15 protein-coding genes are annotated in these 19,191 nt (G+C 62.7%); 12 read left to right on the top strand and 3 right to left on the bottom strand.

Annotation, left to right across the window (positions count from 1 at the left end; translation table 11 throughout):
- Positions 1-138 precede the first annotated feature (138 nt).
- Positions 139-1,188 (top strand): phosphoadenosine phosphosulfate reductase family protein, encoded by a 1,050-nt coding sequence (locus AruPA_RS17460; RefSeq protein ID WP_265638039.1) that lies wholly within the window; start codon positions 139-141, stop codon positions 1,186-1,188.
- 1,079 nt (positions 1,189-2,267) lie between these two features.
- Here AruPA_RS17460 and AruPA_RS17455 read toward each other — a convergent pair.
- From AruPA_RS17455 to AruPA_RS17445, 3 genes are all read right to left on the bottom strand, one after another.
- Positions 2,268-2,801, bottom strand: coding sequence for a hypothetical protein (locus tag AruPA_RS17455; protein ID WP_265638038.1), 534 nt, complete (start codon positions 2,799-2,801; stop codon positions 2,268-2,270).
- Between the two features lie 132 nt (positions 2,802-2,933).
- Positions 2,934-3,140: a hypothetical protein gene (locus AruPA_RS17450; protein ID WP_265638037.1), complete on the bottom strand. Its 207-nt coding sequence runs from the start codon at positions 3,138-3,140 to the stop codon at positions 2,934-2,936.
- Complete coding sequence (locus AruPA_RS17445) at positions 3,137-3,412, bottom strand: plasmid mobilization protein (RefSeq protein WP_265638036.1); 276 nt, start codon at positions 3,410-3,412, stop codon at positions 3,137-3,139. Before AruPA_RS17445 ends, AruPA_RS17450 begins: the two co-directional genes overlap by 4 nt.
- A 370-nt stretch (positions 3,413-3,782) precedes the next feature.
- Here AruPA_RS17445 and AruPA_RS17440 point away from each other — a divergent pair, with 370 nt between their 5' ends.
- From AruPA_RS17440 to AruPA_RS17390, 11 genes are all read left to right on the top strand, one after another.
- Positions 3,783-4,181: a hypothetical protein gene (locus AruPA_RS17440; protein ID WP_265638035.1), complete on the top strand. Its 399-nt coding sequence runs from the start codon at positions 3,783-3,785 to the stop codon at positions 4,179-4,181.
- A 10-nt stretch (positions 4,182-4,191) separates the two neighbouring features.
- The gene (locus AruPA_RS17435) at positions 4,192-4,608 is read left to right on the top strand and encodes a hypothetical protein (RefSeq protein ID WP_265638034.1); all 417 of its coding nucleotides are present in this window, start codon (positions 4,192-4,194) and stop codon (positions 4,606-4,608) included.
- A complete protein-coding gene (locus AruPA_RS17430; RefSeq protein WP_265638033.1) occupies positions 4,583-4,918 on the top strand; it encodes a hypothetical protein in 336 nt (111 codons plus the stop codon). The genes AruPA_RS17435 and AruPA_RS17430 overlap by 26 nt, the downstream gene beginning before the upstream one ends.
- A gap of 138 nt (positions 4,919-5,056) precedes the next feature.
- Positions 5,057-10,300 carry a helicase-related protein gene (locus tag AruPA_RS17425; RefSeq protein ID WP_265638032.1) on the top strand — a complete coding sequence of 1,748 codons (5,244 nt, stop codon included), beginning with the start codon at positions 5,057-5,059 and terminating at the stop codon, positions 10,298-10,300.
- Between the two features lie 72 nt (positions 10,301-10,372).
- On the top strand, positions 10,373-10,999 hold the full coding sequence (locus AruPA_RS17420) for a hypothetical protein (protein WP_265638031.1): 627 nt from the start codon (positions 10,373-10,375) through the stop codon (positions 10,997-10,999).
- Between the two features lie 234 nt (positions 11,000-11,233).
- Positions 11,234-13,084 carry a ParB N-terminal domain-containing protein gene (locus tag AruPA_RS17415; protein WP_265638030.1) on the top strand — a complete coding sequence of 617 codons (1,851 nt, stop codon included), beginning with the start codon at positions 11,234-11,236 and terminating at the stop codon, positions 13,082-13,084.
- 59 nt (positions 13,085-13,143) lie between these two features.
- On the top strand, positions 13,144-13,494 hold the full coding sequence (locus tag AruPA_RS17410; protein ID WP_265638029.1) for a DUF2958 domain-containing protein: 351 nt from the start codon (positions 13,144-13,146) through the stop codon (positions 13,492-13,494).
- A 242-nt stretch (positions 13,495-13,736) separates the two neighbouring features.
- Complete coding sequence (locus AruPA_RS17405) at positions 13,737-14,876, top strand: efflux RND transporter periplasmic adaptor subunit (protein WP_265638028.1); 1,140 nt, start codon at positions 13,737-13,739, stop codon at positions 14,874-14,876.
- Positions 14,873-18,067, top strand: a complete 3,195-nt coding sequence (locus AruPA_RS17400; protein ID WP_265638027.1) for an efflux RND transporter permease subunit — start codon at positions 14,873-14,875, stop codon at positions 18,065-18,067. Before AruPA_RS17405 ends, AruPA_RS17400 begins: the two co-directional genes overlap by 4 nt.
- Positions 18,064-18,555 (top strand): MarR family winged helix-turn-helix transcriptional regulator, encoded by a 492-nt coding sequence (locus AruPA_RS17395; protein WP_265638026.1) that lies wholly within the window; start codon positions 18,064-18,066, stop codon positions 18,553-18,555. The genes AruPA_RS17400 and AruPA_RS17395 overlap by 4 nt, the downstream gene beginning before the upstream one ends.
- A 71-nt stretch (positions 18,556-18,626) precedes the next feature.
- Positions 18,627-18,986 (top strand): DUF2726 domain-containing protein, encoded by a 360-nt coding sequence (locus tag AruPA_RS17390; RefSeq protein ID WP_265638025.1) that lies wholly within the window; start codon positions 18,627-18,629, stop codon positions 18,984-18,986.
- Positions 18,987-19,191 lie beyond the last annotated feature (205 nt).

Below are 19,191 nucleotides of genomic sequence, written 5' to 3'. Positions count from 1 at the left end.
CAGGGCAGGGGAGACAGCAAACGATGCGTTCCCCTGCCCACCAGACGCCGGCAAGGGATTATGGCCCTCGATATCGACGGCAACGCGGGCGCTGGTTTGGACGCGGCGTTCCCGCCGATTGCGCTCACATCAGAGGTCATGCGTCTGCTGGCTAACGAAGCTGCCGTCGCAATCGGGGTGAGTGGCGGCAAGGATTCCTGCGCGGTCGCCATCGCGGTGGATCGGCACCTGAGCGTGATCGGCCATACCGGACCGCGCATCCTGATCCATGCCGATCTTGGCCGGATGGAGTGGCGCGACAGTCTCCCGTCCTGCCAGCGCCTTGCCGAGCGAATCGGCTGGGAACTTGTCATCGTGCGCCGACAGGCCGGGGATCTGCTGCACCGGTGGAATGGGCGCTGGGCCAACAACGTCGCCCGCTATGCCGCCCTCGAATGTGTGCAGGTGATCCTGCCCTGGAGCACGCCGTCGATGCGGTTCTGTACTTCGGAGGCAAAAACCAAGGTGATCGCTTCGGCGCTGGCCAAACGTTTCCCCGGTCGCCCGATCCTGAACGTGACCGGGATCAGGCGAGAAGAAAGCGCCACCCGCCGGGCCAAGCCGGTCTGCGCAATCGATAGCAACCTCGCCACGAGACGCCGCGAGGCCCTGGTCTGGAACCCGATCATCGAATGGCCGATCGAGCACGTCTGGCGGACCATCGTGGCGGCCAGTCTGACCCATGAAGCCTATGCGGTCTACGGCTCGACCCGCGTGTCGTGCGTGTTCTGCATCATGAGTTCGATCGGTGATCTCCGGGCCGCCGCCTCCTGCCCGGATAACCATGACATCTACCGCGCCATGGTCGATCTCGAAGCCCGATCGACCTTTGCGTTTCAGGGAAACCGCTGGCTTGCCGACACCGCGCCGCATCTGCTCGACGCTGATATGCGACGTGCGGTGACGCGGGCCCGGCTCGCTGCCCACGAGCGGATGCAATTGGAGGCACGGCTGCCCCGTCATCTGCTCTACGTGAAAGGCTTGCCGACCATCGTGCCGACCCGTGAAGACGCGGAGATGCTCGCAAGCATCCGCCGCAGGATCAGCGCCCTGCTTGGCATCGATGCTGACTATCTGACCGGCCCCGCCGTCCGCGATCGCTATGAAGAACTCTTTGGTACACGTCGTCGCAATGCCAGTTTCTCGTAACTTTTTGCATCGGACCAGAGGCTGAGAAGAATTCCACCACGACCGGTGCATCAATGACGATATGATCCTTGCGGCGATGTTCGCCGACGAACAGAAGCCACATGTGCGACAAAGATATCAACGAAAGGTCACCCGCTCATCGTCCTCTGGACGGAGATCGCTAACCCGCGAAGCGGCAGTGCAACCAAATGTGTCCTTGCCGGCGCCCATCCGCGCGAATCATAGGCGTTATTCTCAGCGCAGGGCGTCAGTTTAGTTGAGCGACGGATAAAGATCAGTCGGTCTGTCAGGGCGTATCGAATTCGCCCAGCCGATGCACGGCATCCAGGCGCCGGCCGGCACCAGGAGCATGCTGATCAACGCATCCTGGCGCTAGGCTGACAATCCGAGTTCGGCCAGGATAATTCCATAATTGAAATTTCGTGGGGCGTCGCCTTATCCTAAAGCGTAGTTGCAAGCGAGGTTTGTCATGAGGGTAGTTTCCAGACTTTCACGGCCCATCGTTTTGGGCTTGGGATTATTGGCTCTTGCGCCGCCGATGGCTCTCGCAGCCAGCCAAACCGCGGTAACGCCGAATGAGTGGTACGCCAACACAGTGATGGTCCCAGCGCCATCTAAGCATTATCGACGCTTGGTGGAACAAGAATTGTTCGATACGTTTGGCCACGGTGGCAAGGGGCGTAATCTGTATTGCGAGGGGCCGGCCGTTGTGCGGTTCCAGATCGCGCCTGATGGCCGTGTTACAAATGTGCGCCTGTTGAAACCGAGTCTGGTCGCACTCAACGAGCGATTGTTGGCAAAGATCAGCAGCTTACAATTTCCGGCTAGCGATGGCCTTACGGCGCAACACCCGATTTCGGTAACATTTCGATATGGAACATGGGACTTGGCAAAGCCGTCTCTCGCGGCGCGGACCAACTGCCGATCATAACCAGGTTCTGATCCGCGGCGGTTCACGGGCGACGTGTGCTTTTGCTAAATTGATCTGCGCAGACCAGCGTTTAACAGATTTTCCTGCCGAATTGATGTTTCAGCAGCGACAACCCGTCTGAGACGGGTTGTCGAAAGCGGGGTGCTATTCAGAGTGTTTCGTCATCTGTTGTTGCAGCCGGGGTGGGCGCGGATACAACGACTGGCTTGTCGCTGCTCACAATCTTAGATGCGGCAAGTTCCTTACTCAGGTTTCTCAGTTGCGCACGAAGATCTTTTTTCTCAGTACGCAGTTTCGCGTTTTCGGTTTCAAGCTTCTCGAGCTTGATGCGCAGTTCGCCGATCGGCATTTTTCCAACGGCCGCTGCTGGTCCCGCCGTTTTCAACGCGACCTTGGCCGGCGATGATTTCGGCGCTGGTGCCTTGGCTGCACTCGTTTTTTTCGGCCCGGGTTTGGTGAGGGATTTGATGGGCGCGGACTTTGTCGATTTTATCGGTGTTTTCGATGTTGGTTTGTTCGCAGGCTTGGTCATGGCTTTTGATGAAGGCGCAGAGGTAGCGGCGGGTATCGCCGGCTTGGCCACTTTGGTCACTTTGGCGGCCGCTGATTTAGCCGCAGCGGGCTTGGGCTTTTCAGCAGGAGTAGGGTTAAGTTTGGAGGATCCTTTGATACCGCGAGGCATGGCTATTCCTTGATGATTGTACAATCGGTCACAATTCATGACCAGGAGCAGCAATTTGAGAAAAAATCCGAAAGGTCAAGCGCATTCGCTCAAAAACTGACTGTAAAACGGCGAAATCCGAAAAATAACGTGTTAGCGCAGTTTTTTCGAACGCGTCTGCGGCGCGATGCGCAAGACGCTGCCGTCCGGTCGTGCGATTTCCACGATGGTTTCCAGCCGGACCAAACGCGCTTCATGATCCTCTACCTTCGCGACAATCGTCTTCACACCATCGGCGAGAACGGCGATGCGTTCTCCAAGGGCCGCAAGCCGGGCAATGCGATCGAACCAATCGGTCATGCCTTTTTCATTCGCCGCAAAGTTGTCGCGAGAACGCCGATCGCATTGTCGACGTCAGCCGTCATTTTATCGATCATGCGATCGACTTGCCGCAGCGCATCGGCATCTCCGGCGTTGTTGCCCAGGTCCAAGGCTCGTTCGCGCAAGTAGGCGCTGACCGAGAGTCCGGCAGCACTCGCCCGCCGGGCAATCTCCGCGGCCTCGAAATCGCTGACCAGGGCTGACATGCGAGTGGTTCGCGAGGGTGACGGGTCGTTGACGACGGCGCTCATGATCGATTTCCTTCGAATAGACACACATTATGCCCATACACATGGACATGTGCAAGTCAGAATAGCTGGTGATCATCCGATCTGCGGCCGGCACCGCTCGGGATCCGTTGAAGAGAGTGGCGTTGAACAGAGGGAACAGAAAATCGGCTACCGCACCCGTCTTGGCCGGCAAGGGGTGGGGCCTCGCCATGCTCACCGGCGCAAGCGCCGGTTGCGCCTGGCTGCGTTTCCCGCGGGTCGGGCGAAGGCGCCCGCCCCGCGCCCTTGCCTGCCGTCGCCGAGCTGCGGTCGCGCGATGGGTAGATTCGAGAAATCCAAAGAAAAACGAAGGATTTCGATCGGATCACACCCATCGAAGGAGATTCCTCCCATGTCAGCCTCCCCGGAAATCCTGCATAACAACGCGCCATCCCAGCCGAGCGGCGCGGAACCCGAACGCTACCGGTTTTTCAGCGTCAAACTCCACCGCCTCATCTCCTACCGCGAAGACGGTGCCGTCTATGTCCGTGATGTGTGCTCGGATTGGGTACGCACCCGTGCACCTGCCGATACCGATGCGATCAAGGCCGAGCGGTTCGAGCGGGCAGCACTGGCGATCACCAATCTCCCGGCCTGGGCCCGGTCGATCACCGACCTACCCACGATGACCGAGATCGAGCGCTGGTCCACCGACAGCGTGGTCGAAGCCACCGATGGCGAGGAGGTCGAACCCGACGGTCACTCGCGGGACGGTGCACCGTCCTGGCTGCTCGCCCTCGGCATGATCTGAGGAGGCACCGATGAGCAATCCTTCCCAGCCGCGCAGCGGCAACCAGGCGTTCCTCGATGACCTCATCGCGCAGTCATGTGCGACCACAGGCGGCCACCTCTGGATCAACCCCTCGCAATGGACGCTCTACGTCAGTTGGGGGCGCAGCATCTCGGGCTATGACCTCGATGCGATGAAGGCCCGGGTGCTCGCCGCGGGAGGTGCCGTCATCGATGTTCGTCAGGCCGATCCCGATCAGGTGCTTCACCTGGCTTTCAACGGGCCGATGATCGCGGTCGGCGAGGAACCGCGTTTCATCATCTGCAAAGCCTTGTCCTACGAAAGACTGGAGATCGTTGCGGCGCACTATCGCCGCGCCGGTGCCGAGATCCACAACATCCCCGTACCGCAGGAGGCTGGCGATGACACGCTATCGCTCCCGACGTGAACGACTGATCAAGCAACACGGGCGGGTTACCGATAAATACCGCCTGCATGCCTGGTGGCTGCGCGGTGCGCTCGATCAAGTCACCGGCAAGCCGCTTCCGCCGCTCCACCCCGACCTTTCCGATGAATACGAGAACGGAGCCTGGTGCGTCCGGCACGGCTACATCCGGATCAACGACGTCGAGCGGTTCAAACGCCTGATCGTCGAAACCGAACGCGGCCGACCCTACCAGCGCGGCCGGTTCGCGCAGGAACACCCGGATCTGCTCGCAGCGATCGAACCCGCGAGCGCGATCCACCCGCCCGCCTGAAAAACCGCAGCGATCCGACCCGGTCCAGCCCGGACGTCGGCCCGATCGCCCGAACCTGACCTTTCCCATCAAGCCCACCGCAGAACGCCGTTCCAACCCGGAACGGCGTTCTGCGTTCGTTCCAGAGGATATCCTGCCATGCCGATCAATCCATTCGACCAGGGCGGCCAACTCGGTCTCGACCTGTTCGGCACCACCGCACTCACCCCAGCCGATCTCAACCCGGTCGGCCTGATCCGTATCCCGATGAAGGAGAACCCGGTGGACGACACCGACGAAGCCGACACGCCAGCAGGGCAGGGGAGTCGTTCGTCCCGGTCCGATGCCGCACGTCGCGGGACGAACTTCCGGCTCGACGGTGCGCGGAACCTCGCGGCCGGATGGAAAGCCCGCGCGCAGGACAATCTCGCCGCGATCCGCCTGTTGCAGCTGATCGAAACCCAGAACCGTCCGGCAACCCCGGATGAGCAGGCGCAGTTGATCAAGTTCTGCGCCTTCAGCAGCACCGAACTCGCCCAGGGTGCATTCCGCACGTCAGGTTCGACCGCGAGCAATGGCGCATCCGCGGAGGATGGATTCCGTGCCGGTTGGGCAGAGATCGGCCGCGATCTGGAATCGCTGATCAGCCCGCACGAACGGGCGGGATTGATGCGCGCCACTCAATACGCCCACTACACCCCGGAATTCATCATCCGGGCGCTCTGGAGCGCGGTGGCACGGCTCGGCTACGCTGGCGGGCGCGTCCTCGAACCCGGGTGTGGTACCGGCCTGTTCCTCGCCCTCGCGCCCGAAGCCATCGCCGCGAACAGCCATTTCACCGGCATCGAGGCCGACCCGGTGACCGCCCGCATCACCCGCCTGTTGTTCCCCGAAAGCCAGATCAGACGGGAGGATTTCACCAAGGCGAAACTCATCGGAGATTTCGACCTCGCGATCGGCAACCCGCCGTTCTCCGACCGCACCCAGCGCCTTACCGAGATCACCCCGCCCACCGCCATGTCGCTGCATGATTATTTCATCGCACGGTCGATCTACCACCTCCGCCCCGGCGGCCTCGCCGCCTTCGTGGTCAGCCGCTGGACCATGGACAAGATCGACGATTCCGCCCGCAGGATTATCACGGCCAGAGCCGATCTACTCGGCGCGGTGCGCCTGCCGGGCGGGGCAATGCGCGCCGATGCCGGCACCGACGTGGTGGTCGACCTGCTGGTCTTCCGCGCCCGCGCCGATGACGAGATCCCCGGCGCCGTGAACTGGACAGAGACTGGCGAAGCCCTGCCCACCACGGACAACGAGGCCGCGATCGCGATCAACCGGTATTTCCTCGACCACCCCGCCCAGGTCCTCGGCACCCATGACCGGACCACCAGCCCCTACGGCCTGGTCTACACCTGCAAGGGCGACACCGGCCCCGGCCTCGAAGCAGCAATCCACGAGGCGCTCGCCATCCTGCCATCAGGCGTTCACGCCCCGGACTCCGCCCGGTTCCGCAAGCCCGATGAAGTCGCCGAGCCGGTCTACACCGGCCAGGCCGCCGACGGCGCGACGATCCGCGAGGGCAGTTACCTCGTGATCCGCAACCGGCTGCATCAGGTGGTCGACGGCATCCCGACCGAGATCCCGGTCAAGCAGAAGAATTCCAAGCGCGACGGCATCCCGCTGCTCTCCGCCCAGATCATCGACGGGTTGATCCCGATCCGCGATGCGGTCAGGGAGGTGCTGCGCGCCCAGGAAGCCGATCTGCCCTGGCAGCAGGCTCAGCAGAAGCTCCGCCTAGTCTACGGCCGCTTCGTGCGGACCTATGGCGCGATCAACAGGACGCAGGTGGTCACGATCACCGATGAGGAAACCGGCAAGACCCGCGATATCGTCCGCCGACCCAATCTCGCCCCCTTCGCGGATGACCCGGATGTGTGGCTGGTTGCCTCGATCGAGGAGTACGACCTCGACAGCGACAAGGGCCGTCACGGTGCGATCTTCGACCGAAGGGTGATCCACCCGCCCGCGGAGCCGATGATCGAGACCGCGGCCGACGCGCTGACGGTCTGCCTGCACGATCGCGGCAGCGTCGATCCCGACTACATCGCCGAATTGCTCGGCACCACCGCCGAGACCGTCATCTCCCTTCTGCCCAACGCGATCTTCCTCAACCCGGAGACCCGCCGCTGGGAAACCTCCGATGCCTATCTCTCCGGCCCGGTGCGGACCAAGCTCACGATCGCCCGCAGTGCCGCGCTGGAAGACCCCAGATTCGAGATCAATGTCACCGCCCTCGAAGCCGCCCAGCCGGTCGATCTGAAACCCTCCGAGATCACCGCTCGCCTCGGTGCCACCTGGATCCCGACCAATGTGATCGAACGCTTCTGCACGGACATCATCGGTGTCAGCACCCGGGTCAGCCACGTCCGTGAGATCGGCAGCTGGACGATCAACACCCACGCCTTCGCCGGCGTCGGTGCCTGCACCACGGAATGGGGCACCGAACGCCGCCATGCAGGCGAATTGCTCGACGACGCGCTGAATTCGCAGATCCCGCAGATCTGGGACGTCTGGCGGGATGCGGGCGGATCAGAACGGCGCGAACTCAACGTGGTCGAGACCGAGGCCGCCAAGGAGAAGCTGACCAAAATCAAGACGGCGTTTCAATCCTGGGTCTGGACCGACGCCGAACGGGCCGAGACGCTTTGCCGGATCTACAACGATCTGATGAACAATCTGGTGCCCCGTCACTTCGACGGCTCGCATCTGACGCTTCCCGGTGCATCGAGCGTGATCAGTTTCTACCCCCACCAGAAGCGGGTGATCTGGCGGATCATCGCCGATGGCGCGACCTACATCGCCCACGCGGTCGGCGCCGGCAAAACCTTCTCGATGGCCGCAGCGGTGATGGAGCAGAAACGCCTCGGTATGATCACCAAGGCGATGATGGTGGTCCCCGGTCACTGCCTTGGCCAGGCCAGCCGCGAATTCCTACTGCTCTACCCGACCGCCCGCATTCTGGTCGCCGACGAGACGAATTTCGCCAAGGCGAAGCGCCAGCGCTTCCTCGCCCGCGCCGCGACGGGGGAATGGGACTGCATCATCATCACCCACTCCGCATTCAAGTTCATCGCCGTCCCGGCCAGCTTCGAGCGGTCGATGCTCGAGGACCAGATTAGTGCGATGGAAGAGATCCTGACCAGCGTGGACAGCGACGACCGGATCAGCCGTAAGCGGATCGAGCGGATCAAGGAGGGGTTCGAGGCACGGCTCGACGCTCTGGGCAGCGACAAGGACGATCTGCTGACAATCGGTGAGATCGGCATCGACCAGATCATCGTCGATGAAGCGCAGGAGTTCCGCAAACTCAGCTTCGCCACCAACATGGCGACCCTGAAGGGCGTCGATCCGAACGGCTCGCAGCGGGCGTGGGATCTGTTCGTCAAAGCCCGGTTCGTTGACCAGAAGAACCCCGGCCGCGCCCTGCTGATGGCGAGCGGCACGCCGATCACCAACACCATGGGTGAACTCTACACGCTGCAGCGCTTCTTTGCCGGAGACATCCTCACCCGGATGGGGTTGCAGCATTTCGACGGCTGGGCGGCGAACTTCGGGGATGCGCGCACCGATCTCGAACTCCAGCCGTCGGGCCAATACAAGCCGGTCACCAGGTTCTCGGAATTCGTCAACGTGCCGGAACTGATCGACATCTTCCGCAGCTTTGCCGACGTCGTCCAGAAGGCCGATCTGCGCGAGTATCTGAAACTCCCCCGCATCGCCACCGGCAAGCGCCAGTTGGTCACGGTCGAACCCAGCACACATTTCCGGATGTACCAGCGCTTCCTCGACCAGCGGATCAAGGAGATCGAGGCCCGTAAGGGTAAGCCGCAGAAGGGTGATGACATCCTGCTCTCGGTTATCACCGATGGCCGCCACGCCGCGATCGATCTGCGGCTGGTGACCCAGGGCGGGATGCCGGACCCCGACAGCAAGCTGAACGCCCTGATCGACAAGGTATTCGAGACCTGGCGCGACACGGCGGAGCGGCGATACCTCCAGCCTGATGGCGAGGAATACCCCAATCGCGGCGCGGGTCAGATGATCTTCTCCGATCTCGGCACGCTGAACGTCGAGAAAACCCGCGGCTTCTCGGCCTATCGCTGGATCAGGGATCAGCTGGTCGCCCGCGGCGTGCCCGCCGCAGAGATCGCCTTCATGCAGGATTACCGCAAGGCGGCGGACAAGCAGCGGGTGGTCTCCGACTTCAACGCCGGGCGGGTGCGGATCCTGATCGGATCATCGCAGACCATGGGCACCGGCGTGAACGGCCAGAAGCGACTGGTGGCGTTGCACCATCTCGACGTGCCGTGGCTGCCCTCGGACATCGAGCAGCGCGAAGGCCGGATCGAGCGGCAGGGCAACCAGAACGAGGAAATCGCGATCTACGCCTATGCGACGCAGACCAGCATGGATGCGACGATGTGGCAGAACAACGAACGCAAGCAGCGGTTCATCGAGGCGTCGCTGTCGGGTGATCGCACGATCCGCCGGCTGGAGGACGCCGACAGTCAGTCCAACCAGTTCGCCATGGCCAAGGCGATTGCCTCGGGCGATCAGCGGCTGATGCAGAAGGCCGGGCTCGAAGCCGAGCTTGCAAGGCTCCGTCGTCTGAGTGACGCACATATCGACGGGCAGATCTCGATCCGCCGGACGCTGAACGAGGCACGCTGGTCGATCGAGACCGCCACCAAGCGGATCGCGGGGTTTGAGAAGGACATCGCGCGGCGGATCGACACCACCGGCGATGCCTTCGCGATGACCATTGGCGAGACCCGGTTTACCGAGCGCAAGCATGCCGGATCGGCGCTGATCCGCACGATCATGGAGAGCGCGTGGGAGCAGAAGGAGGCGATTGCCGGTGAGATCGGCGGGTTCGAATTCAGCCTGCGGGTGATGCGCTCCAGGCAGGGCGGGATCGACGACGCGAAGGTGATCCTGCATCTGACCGACCAGCGCCTCACGATCGAAATGCCGGATGAGATGAACGCCCTCGGGGTGATCGCCCGAATCGAATCAGTGATCAGCCGGTTCGAGCTCCAGCGCGACCGCGCCTCGGAGGACCTGCACAACGCCGAGTATCGCATCAGCGAATACCAGTCGCGGCTCGGGGTGCCGTTCGAGCTGCAAGGCGAACTCGATGCCAAACTGGCGGAACTGGCCGCGATCGACAAGGCGTTGGCCGCCACGGAGAGCGAGGCCAACACCGGCGCGGGTCCGAACGCGAGCGGGGCAGGGGACCAACCCCCGGAATTCCCCGCCATGTTCGCACGACGTTCCTCTCTCGATGACAATCCGACCGATGATGTCGGTGCGGCGTCGTCTGGTGCCGACCAGGACGAATAAAGGAGGGGGAACGACCCCCTCCCGCCCCTCCCATTCCTTTCCACCGACACCGAGACCCGAAAGGAGATCGCCATGCTCCCCACCGCGCTCGCCCGCGCCATCCGTCTGCCCCTGCTGACCCCGGAGCAATTCACCCCCACGAAATGGGATGACGCGCCGACCAAAGCGAAATTCGGCAACCATCTGCTCCGGTTCATCGCGGAGGATTTCCCGGGGACCATGTTCACCCAGAAATTCTACGGACGGCTGTCGAACACTTTCGGCCATATCGCCTGGTACGACCGACATGGTTTCTGGAGCGAATTCTTCATGAGCCGCGCCACGAAGATCGACTTCCTCGACCAGACGATCCGCCACCCCTGCTACGGTGACCCCGCCTGGACCTACAGCGACGTCGAGCAGGTCATCCGCGCCCGGTTGAAACAATCGGGCGTGATCGACTGGCACCGGCGATTGCTGGCGCAGGAGAGCGAGGCACGCGAACGCTCTGAGTACCAGCGACTGGCCCAGAAATTCTCCCAAAGACCGACTGACACCAACATCTCCAATCCGGCGGACACAAAAGCTACCGCGTGCGAGTGTTTTCCGGGGGAGATCACGCAGGCCGATCGGGTCTTTACGCAACCACGTGTTCCATCGACCGGCCAGAGCTCGCTCAAGACCCCGGTCGCCCAGCCGGACCTGTTCGCCGGTCTGTAGCCGGTAATCCGTTCCCGATCGCATGGTGTCGTGCCCGGCACCGCTGCGCTCCATTGCCGCCTGCGCCACCCGGCCCCGCGTCGGCGCCGTTCCGGCGCGCCGCAGGGCAGGGCGGCTCGCCGGCAATGGTGCCGGTCCCGTCGCCATGCGCCGCGGAAGTTACTTCCAGAAGAAACTGGAAGGGAAACCAAACCACACAAAACCCAACCCAACCCAACCACAATGGAGCTACCGATGGACCTGAGACAGGTTGATCCCAAGACACTCGTGCCCAACCCCGCCAACCCCCGCCGCGTCAAACCGGACGAAGCCTACGAGGCCCAGCTTGCGGCTAACATCCGCGAGATCGGCTTGATCCAGCCACCGATCGTGCGCGAGATCGACGGCAGACTGGTGATCAAGGCCGGTGATCGTCGCACCCGCGCCTGCATCGCAGCCGGGCTCGACACCATCCCGGTGCTGGTGCTTGACGGCGATGACGCCAATCACGACAGCATGCGCGCCTTCAGCGAGAACATCGTCCGCGCCGGCCTCGGCACGGTCGATATGTGGCGCGCCATCGAAGCGCTCTGCGGGGGTGGCTGGACCGAGGACGGCATCGCCACCGCGCTCGCGCTGCCACCCCGCGTGATCAAGCGGCTCAAACTGTGCGGTTCGATCCATCCCGCCCTCCTCGACCAGATGGCCAAGGGGGATGAACCGAACGAGCGTGATCTGCGCACCATCGCCAGCGCCTCACGCGAAGATCAGGCGGAAGCCTGGAAGAAGCATAAGCCGAAGAAGACCGAGCGGGTCATGTGGTGGGATCTGGCGCGGGCGCTGACCAAAACCCGGTTCTATGCCCGGGATGCCTCGTTCGATGCGAAGATCGCCACGGCGAACGGCATCATCTGGGAAGAGGATCTGTTTGGCCAGGACGGGGTGGACAACCGCTACACCACCCAGGCCGAGGCCTATCTCAACGCCCAGCACGAGTATCTGAGCAAGAAGCTGCCGAAGGGCCAGGTCATCCTGCCGGTGAACGAGCATGGCGAACCGAAGCTGCCCGCCAAGGCGGTGAAGGTCTATGGCGAGAAGCCGGGGAAGGGTGAGACCGCCGGACGCTTCATCAATGAGCGCACGGGCAAGATCGAGACCGTGATCTACCGCCTGCCCGAACCCAAGCCGGTCGCGAAATCGAAGGCGAAGGCGAAGGGCAACCCGGCGACCACTGCCGGCGCCGGGGCAGGGGGTGTAACCGACGAAGCCAGAGATACCGGTGATACCGGCGAGATCGAGACCGCGGCTGAATTCGTGCAAGCGAGCTCTCGCCCGCCGGTCACCAAGGAAGGGCTCAAGATGATCGGCGACTTCCAGACCGATGCGCTGCATGAGGCGCTGGATAAGGTCGAGATCGACGATCAGACCCTGATCGCCTTGCTTGTGGTCGCCTTCGCCGGCGACAATGTCCAGGTCCGGACCGGCGAGAAGATCGAACCCGGCCAAATCTACCGCCGACGTAGCGCCATCGCCTATCCGCTGATCTCCGGGGGGCTCCTGACCTACGATCCAGAGACAATCCGCACCGGAGCGCGGGCGATGCTGAAGCACGCACTCTGCCTGCGCGACGGCTTCGGGATGCAGTCGGGGCCGGTCGCACGGATCGCCGGCGCGACCGTCGATGCCCGCCAGTTCCTGCCGAACATGGCCACGCAGGAATTCCTCTCCTGCCTGTCCAAGCCCGAGATCGAGCGGATCGGCAGCGCGAGCGGCGTGCTGCCCCGCCAGACCGGCAAGGCAACCCGCGCCGCGGTGGTGGATCGGTTCAAGACGGAGCGGTTCATCTACCCCGGCGCGGCGTTCGCGCTGACGGCGGACGAGGCCGCGAAGCTCGCCGAAAGCCACGCCCGGCACAACGGCAATCAGGGTCCAGGCGACGATGATCCGAACGGCGCGGAGACAGAGCATGGCGCTGACGATGCATCGCCCGATGACGCTGATCCGGCCGAAGGCGCCGACGCTGCCGATCCGGAGGAGGATCTGTCCAAGCCGGCGGCACCGCCGCGCGGAATGCCGGCCGAATTCGAGCAGATCGCAGCGGAATAATCCGTACCCACTCTCAAGAGATCGTGCCGGGCTGCAAAGCCCGGCACAAGGAGGCACCGATGCTGGTCACCGAAGAACAACGCGCGACGATGCTCGCCAACGGCCGCGACTATGCCCGCAATCCGCATTTCAACCCGCAGCCAGTGGTGAAACTGTTCGATCCCCTTGGCGGGGCAACCTGGCTACTCACAGATCTTGATCCCGACGAGCCAGATATTGCATCGGGACTGTGCGATCTCGGCATGGGGTATCCCGAACTGGGAAGCGTCAGGCTCTCTGAACTGGAGGCGATCAGGACGCTGCCGAACCGTGGCGGGATCGGGATTGAATGGGACCGGTTTTTCAGGCCGAGTATGACAATCTCTGAATACGCCGACGAGGCCCGCCGGAATCAGCGGATTTCAGGGTGACGCCGAGCGTGAGGCGGTCCCGGTTTTGCGCAGCGCAGGAACGAAATTCCAAATCGAATGGAGCGTGTATGTCGTGCCTGGAGGCGATTGCGGGGAAACTGGCGGGTTAGCCCGCGCCGGCGGATACATTTCGAGCGGTTTTCGCGAATTGTCGGCCGGCGAGGCGCGGCTTATCGTAGTGTTTATCTACGATAAGGGTTCCATATGACATTGTTTCGATCGATCCGGACAGGCGACGCCTGATGGCACGGCTAGGGCGCCTGGGGCTTGGGTTGGCGGCACTGGTGGCGATCGGGTTCGGGGTGCGGGCCCTGACGATGCGGGCGGCGGCGTCGCGGCCGGTGGTTCACGCCATGGTGCCGGTGCTGGCCAGCACGGTGACGGCAGGGCCGGTGCGCGATGAGGTGCAGGGGCTGGGCACGGTGCAGGCGTTCAACACCGTTTCCGTCAAGCCGCAGGTCGATGGGCAGATCACCAAGGTGTTTTTCACCCAGGGGCAGGCGGTGAAGGCCGGGGCGCGGCTGTTTTTGATCGATCCACGGCCGTACCAGGCGGCGCTGGATCAGGCGGTTGCGACAGAAGCGAAGGATCAGGCGACGCTGAACGGTGCCGAGGGTGATCTCGCGCGTTATGGTCCGCTGGTGCGGCAGAATTATACCTCGGCCAAGATCTATCAGGATCAGCGCGCCACGGTCGCGGAACTGCAGGCGGCGGTGAAGATCGATGCCGCCGCGGTCGAAACCGCCCGGCTCAACCTGGGCTATACGCTCATTCGCGCCCCGATCGCTGGGCGGACCGGGGCCATTCTGGTCAATCTCGGTAACGTCGTGCAGACGACGCAGGCAACGACGCTGGTCACGATCGCTCAGACCAAGCCGATCTATGTGGGTTTCGCGGTCACCCAGGCCAGTCTCGCCGCAATCCGGCGCCATCAGACGCAAAATGGCCTCACCGTGGATGCGTATGGCGAGGACGGGCACACGCTGCTGGCCCGCGGGCATCTGCGATTCGTCAATAATCTGATTGACACCACCACCGGTACGATCGGTTTGATGGGGCAGTTTGACAATGCCCACGAGACATTGTGGCCCGGCGAGTATGTAACAGCGCGGCTGGTGCTGTCGGTGCAGCCCAGGGCGTTGACGGTGCCGGCGACGGCGGTGGTGGAGGGGCCGAGCGGTTATTACGCCTATGTGATCCAGCCGGATGATACGGTGGTGCGGCGGGCGGTGACGGTGGCGCGGCTGCAGGATGGTCGTGCCATCATTGCCAAAGGCCTCGCCGCCGGTGAGCGTGTGGTGCGCGAAGGCCAGTTCCGCCTGGCTAATGGCGCGAAGGTCAGGATCGATAGGCCTTCGCCGACGCCGGCGCCGGCGTCATGAATATTTCGGCAGGGTTCATCCGTCGGCCGATCGCAACCTCGCTGCTGATGGCAGGCATTCTGGTGGCGGGCATCATCGCCTATACCAAACTGCCGGTGGCGGCGCTGCCGAATGTCGATTTTCCGACCATCGAGGTCACCGCCTCGCTGCCGGGTGCCAGCCCGGATACGATGGCATCGTCGGTGGCGGCACCGCTTGAACAGCAGTTTGCCGCGATCCCGGGGCTTGCCTCGATGAGTTCGACCAGCGGCCTCGGCTCGACCAATATCACGTTGCAATTCGTGCTGAACCGCAGCATCGACGGGGCGGCCGGCGACGTGCAGACCGCCATCAACGCGGCGAGCGGGCTGCTGCCGAAGGACCTGCCGAGCCCGCCGACCTATCGCAAGGATAATCCGGCTGATCGGGCGATCCTGATCTATGCGGTCTATTCCAACGCGATGCCGCTGTATCAGCTCGACAATTACGCCTACACGATGATGGCGCAGCGCCTGTCGCAGGTGAACGGGGTTTCTCAGGTCATCGTTGCGGGGCAGCAGCAATATGCGGCGCATGTCCAGGTCAATCCGTTGCTGCTGGCGGCAAAGGGGATCGGGCTTGCCGATGTCGATACCGCGTTGACCAACGCGACGCTGGATTCGCCCAAGGGCACGCTGGAGGGGCCGAAGCAGACCACCACGCTCGATACCAACGACCAGTTGTTCAGCGCGCGCGCGTTCCGCCGGGTGATCATCGCCTATCGCAATGGCGCGCCAGTCCGGGTGGGCGATGTCGGCGACGTGATCAATTCTTCGGTCAGCCCGCGCACCGGGGCCTGGTTCGACAATCATCGGGGCGAGTTGCTGCTGGTCAAGCGGGCGGATGGCGCGAACACGATCGATGTGGTGAACCAGATCAAGAAACTGATGCCCGGGCTGCAGGCGTCGCTGCCGCCTTCGGTACATGTCGTGCTGGTGTCGGATCGCAGTCAGGCGATCCGCTCCTCGGTCAATGACGTGACGCTGACGTTGCTGATCACCATCGCACTGGTGGTGATGGTGATCTTTTTGTTCCTGCGGCGGATGTGGGCGACCATCATTCCGAGCGTGACGGTGCCGCTCGCGCTGATCGGCACGTTCGGGATCATGTATCTGTTCGGCTACAGTATCGATAATTTGTCGCTGATGGGGCTGACCATTGCGGTGGGCTTCGTGGTGGACGACGCGATCGTGATGATCGAGAATATCGTGCGCTATATCGAGGCGGGCGATACGCCGCATGATGCCGCGATCAAGGGCGCCGGGCAGATCGGCTTTACCATCGTCTCGATCACGTTTTCGCTGATCGCCGTGTTCATTCCGCTGTTGTTCATGGGCGGCATCGTCGGGCGCCTGTTTCAGGAATTCGCGGTGACGGTGACGGTTGCGGTGGTGATTTCGGCCTTCGTGTCGCTGACGCTAACGCCGATGATGTGCGCGCAGTTTCTGACCCGTGAGCGGCACGACAATCCGGGCCGGTTCAGCCGGGCTGCGGAGGCATTTTTCGCGCGGGTCATCGCGCGGTACGATCGTGGACTGATCTGGGTATTTCGCCATCAGCCGCTGATGCTGGCAGCCACGCTCGGGTTGATCGGGGTGACGGTGTTTTTATATGTCATCATTCCGAAAGGGTTTTTCCCCGAGCAGGATACCGGGTTTCTGTTCGGTCAGGCGCAGGCGAAGCAGAGCATTTCCTTCGCGGCGATGTCGAAGATCGAACAGGAATTTTCCAAAATCGTGCTGGCCGATCCAGGCGTTGCCGGCGTGGTCGGGTTCGCCGGTGCGACCGGGGGTAATGCGAGCGAGAACACCGCGCGCATGTTCATCCAGCTCAAGCCGTTCGGCACGCGCGCCTCGGCCCAGGCGATCATCCAGCGCCTGCGGCCAAAAGTGGCGCAGGTGGTCGGGGCGAAATTCTTCATGCAGGCGCAGCAGGACATCAGCGTCGGCGGCAAGCTGACGCAGGATCAGTATCAATACACGCTGACCGACCCCAACTCGGATGAGTTGAACCACTGGGCGCCGATTTTGCAGGCGGCGATGAGCAAGCTGGCGCAGTTGCAGGATGTCGCGACGGATCAGCTGGTCGCGTCGCCGCATATCGCGATCGAGGTCGACCGGAATGCGGCGTACCGGCTCGGTCTGTCGATGGCGACGATCGACAATACGATTTACGATGCGTTCGGCGAGCGCCAGATCGCGACGGTGTATACCTCGACCACGCAGGACAAGGTTATCCTGGAGGTTGAGCCGCAGTTCCAGACCGGGCCGGCGGCGTTGCAGGATATCTATATTCCGGCCGCCGGCACCGGCACGGCGGGGGCGAGCGCCACGAACGGTACCAGTGCCGCAACGATAAGCGCCGCAAGCGGTAACAGTGGGAGCTCAAGTCCTGCCGCGGCGGTCGGGGCGATTCCGCTCAGCGCGGTCGCGCATTACGTCAGCAAGGTCGAGCCGCTGACCGTCAATCACCAGGGGCAGTTTCCCTCGGTCACCCTGTCGTTCAACCTGGCTCCCGGCGTGTCGCTGGGTACTGCGGTCAATCTGATCGATCAGTTGCAAAGCCGGATGCGGACACCGATCACATTGGCGGGCTCTTTCCAAGGCACCGCACAGGCGTTTCAATCCTCGCTGGCCTCGATGCCGCTGCTGATCGGGGCGGCGATTCTGGCGGTCTATATCGTGCTCGGCATGCTCTATGAGAGTTATATCCACCCGATCACCATTTTATCAGCGCTGCCATCGGCAGGGGTCGGCGCGCTGATCATGCTGATGGTGGTGGGCGATCAGCTGACGGTGATTGCGATCATCGGCATCATTCTGCTGATCGGCATCGTCAAGAAAAACGCGATCATGATGATCGACTTCGCGCTGGAGGCCGAGCGCACGCGCGGTAAATCCTCGCTCGAGGCGATCCATGAAGCGTGTCTGATGCGGTTTCGCCCGATCATGATGACGACGATGGCGGCGATTTTCGGTGGCCTGCCGTTGGCGCTGGGGCAGGGCGCCGGGTCTGATCTACGCCAGCCGCTCGGCATCGCGATCGTCGGCGGGTTGCTCGTTTCGCAGGTGCTGACACTCTACACCACGCCGGTGATCTACCTGTATCTGGATCGGCTGTCGCATCGGCTCGCGTGGCGCCGCCGGGTTGCTGTGCCGGTGGCCGGCGCATGAACGATCGGCCAAGCCCAGCGGTGGTGCCGGAGGATGCCGATGCGCTGCGCCGCAGGCTGGGGTTTCTGATGCGCGATTCGGCACGGCTGATGCGGCGCCGGTTCATTCAGCTCGCGCGCGAGGCGGGATTGCCGCTCAACCAGTCCGAGGCAACGACGCTGGTGCATATCGCCCATGAGCCGGGGCTGCATCAGGTGACGCTGGCCGGCCGGCTCGATGTCGAACCGATCATGGTGGTGCGCCTGCTCGACAGCTTGCAGCAGCAAGGATTGATCGAGCGGCGCAGCCACGAGACCGACCGGCGGGTGCGTACGATCTGGCCGACCCCGGCGGCTTATCCGGTGCTGAAGGCGATCGACCTGATCCGTGGCGCGGTGCGCCGTGAGGCCGTGCGTGGGTTATCCGAGACGGCGACCGAGCAGTTTCTCGACACGCTGGTGACCATCAGGGCTAATCTGACGGGGTTGGACCGTCAGATCGAGCGTTAGCTCTGGCGCGTTCCTTGAGGCGACGATGCGGCGGTTTTTCCAGTCGGGTTTCATGACATCTCGCAGGCGGGATGGCGCACCGTAAGCCTCCTGAGGGCGGGGGAGGTGTTGTCTGCACGCAGACAAGCCTAGGCGAGGTGCTGCGGTCTCCGGACCGCAACGCATTTCGCGCGATTAACAGCAAGCGGGTCGACATCTTCATCGTCGACGCGGTCAGCGTGAGTATCCTTGCCATCGAGTATCAGGGCGACGGACACTATCAGAATAATGCACCCATGCGCGACGCAGTGAAAAAAGAGGCATTGCGCAAGCCAGGCGTACCGACGGTAGAGATTAACGCCAACGATATGAAACCAGCCATCGAGACAAAAATACAGATGGCTCTCATGCCCCATATTGCAAATAACGCTGAAAATAGCATCGAATATTGATACGAGTTTCCATAAGATATCTTCTGCGATCTTTAGCTGGTCACGATTTTGACGAACGTAGTGTCGTCTGATTTGCACGTCGCAAGAACTGCCGCACTCTCGCGACAGTCACCGAATAGCCGACGGTTCATCCATCGGCGGGCGCGGTCCCCTATATTTTTTAGTGCCAGTAGTGATTTGGGCGGGGCGACCGGTCTGAACCCCT

This window comes from Acidiphilium sp. PA (assembly GCF_026191915.1).
GTDB lineage: Bacteria > Pseudomonadota > Alphaproteobacteria > Acetobacterales > Acetobacteraceae > Acidiphilium.
This window is presented reverse-complemented; position numbering and strand designations above follow the sequence as displayed.

What these genes read in the sequence shown, in the direction of transcription:
- AruPA_RS17400 (WP_265638027.1), top strand. Translation starts at nt 14,873, where the DNA reads ATGAATATTTCGGCAGGGTTCATCCGTCGGCCGATCGCAACCTCGCTG.
- AruPA_RS17440 (WP_265638035.1), top strand. Translation starts at nt 3,783, where the DNA reads ATGTCAGCCTCCCCGGAAATCCTGCATAACAACGCGCCATCCCAGCCG.
- AruPA_RS17415 (WP_265638030.1), top strand. Translation starts at nt 11,234, where the DNA reads ATGGACCTGAGACAGGTTGATCCCAAGACACTCGTGCCCAACCCCGCC.
- AruPA_RS17430 (WP_265638033.1), top strand. Translation starts at nt 4,583, where the DNA reads ATGACACGCTATCGCTCCCGACGTGAACGACTGATCAAGCAACACGGG.
- AruPA_RS17435 (WP_265638034.1), top strand. Translation starts at nt 4,192, where the DNA reads ATGAGCAATCCTTCCCAGCCGCGCAGCGGCAACCAGGCGTTCCTCGAT.
- AruPA_RS17395 (WP_265638026.1), top strand. Translation starts at nt 18,064, where the DNA reads ATGAACGATCGGCCAAGCCCAGCGGTGGTGCCGGAGGATGCCGATGCG.
- AruPA_RS17450 (WP_265638037.1), bottom strand. Translation starts at nt 3,140, where the DNA reads ATGACCGATTGGTTCGATCGCATTGCCCGGCTTGCGGCCCTTGGAGAA.
- AruPA_RS17455 (WP_265638038.1), bottom strand. Translation starts at nt 2,801, where the DNA reads ATGCCTCGCGGTATCAAAGGATCCTCCAAACTTAACCCTACTCCTGCT.
- AruPA_RS17445 (WP_265638036.1), bottom strand. Translation starts at nt 3,412, where the DNA reads ATGAGCGCCGTCGTCAACGACCCGTCACCCTCGCGAACCACTCGCATG.
- AruPA_RS17405 (WP_265638028.1), top strand. Translation starts at nt 13,737, where the DNA reads ATGGCACGGCTAGGGCGCCTGGGGCTTGGGTTGGCGGCACTGGTGGCG.
- AruPA_RS17425 (WP_265638032.1), top strand. Translation starts at nt 5,057, where the DNA reads ATGCCGATCAATCCATTCGACCAGGGCGGCCAACTCGGTCTCGACCTG.
- AruPA_RS17420 (WP_265638031.1), top strand. Translation starts at nt 10,373, where the DNA reads ATGCTCCCCACCGCGCTCGCCCGCGCCATCCGTCTGCCCCTGCTGACC.
- AruPA_RS17390 (WP_265638025.1), top strand. Translation starts at nt 18,627, where the DNA reads ATGGCGCACCGTAAGCCTCCTGAGGGCGGGGGAGGTGTTGTCTGCACG.
- AruPA_RS17460 (WP_265638039.1), top strand. Translation starts at nt 139, where the DNA reads ATGCGTCTGCTGGCTAACGAAGCTGCCGTCGCAATCGGGGTGAGTGGC.
- AruPA_RS17410 (WP_265638029.1), top strand. Translation starts at nt 13,144, where the DNA reads ATGCTGGTCACCGAAGAACAACGCGCGACGATGCTCGCCAACGGCCGC.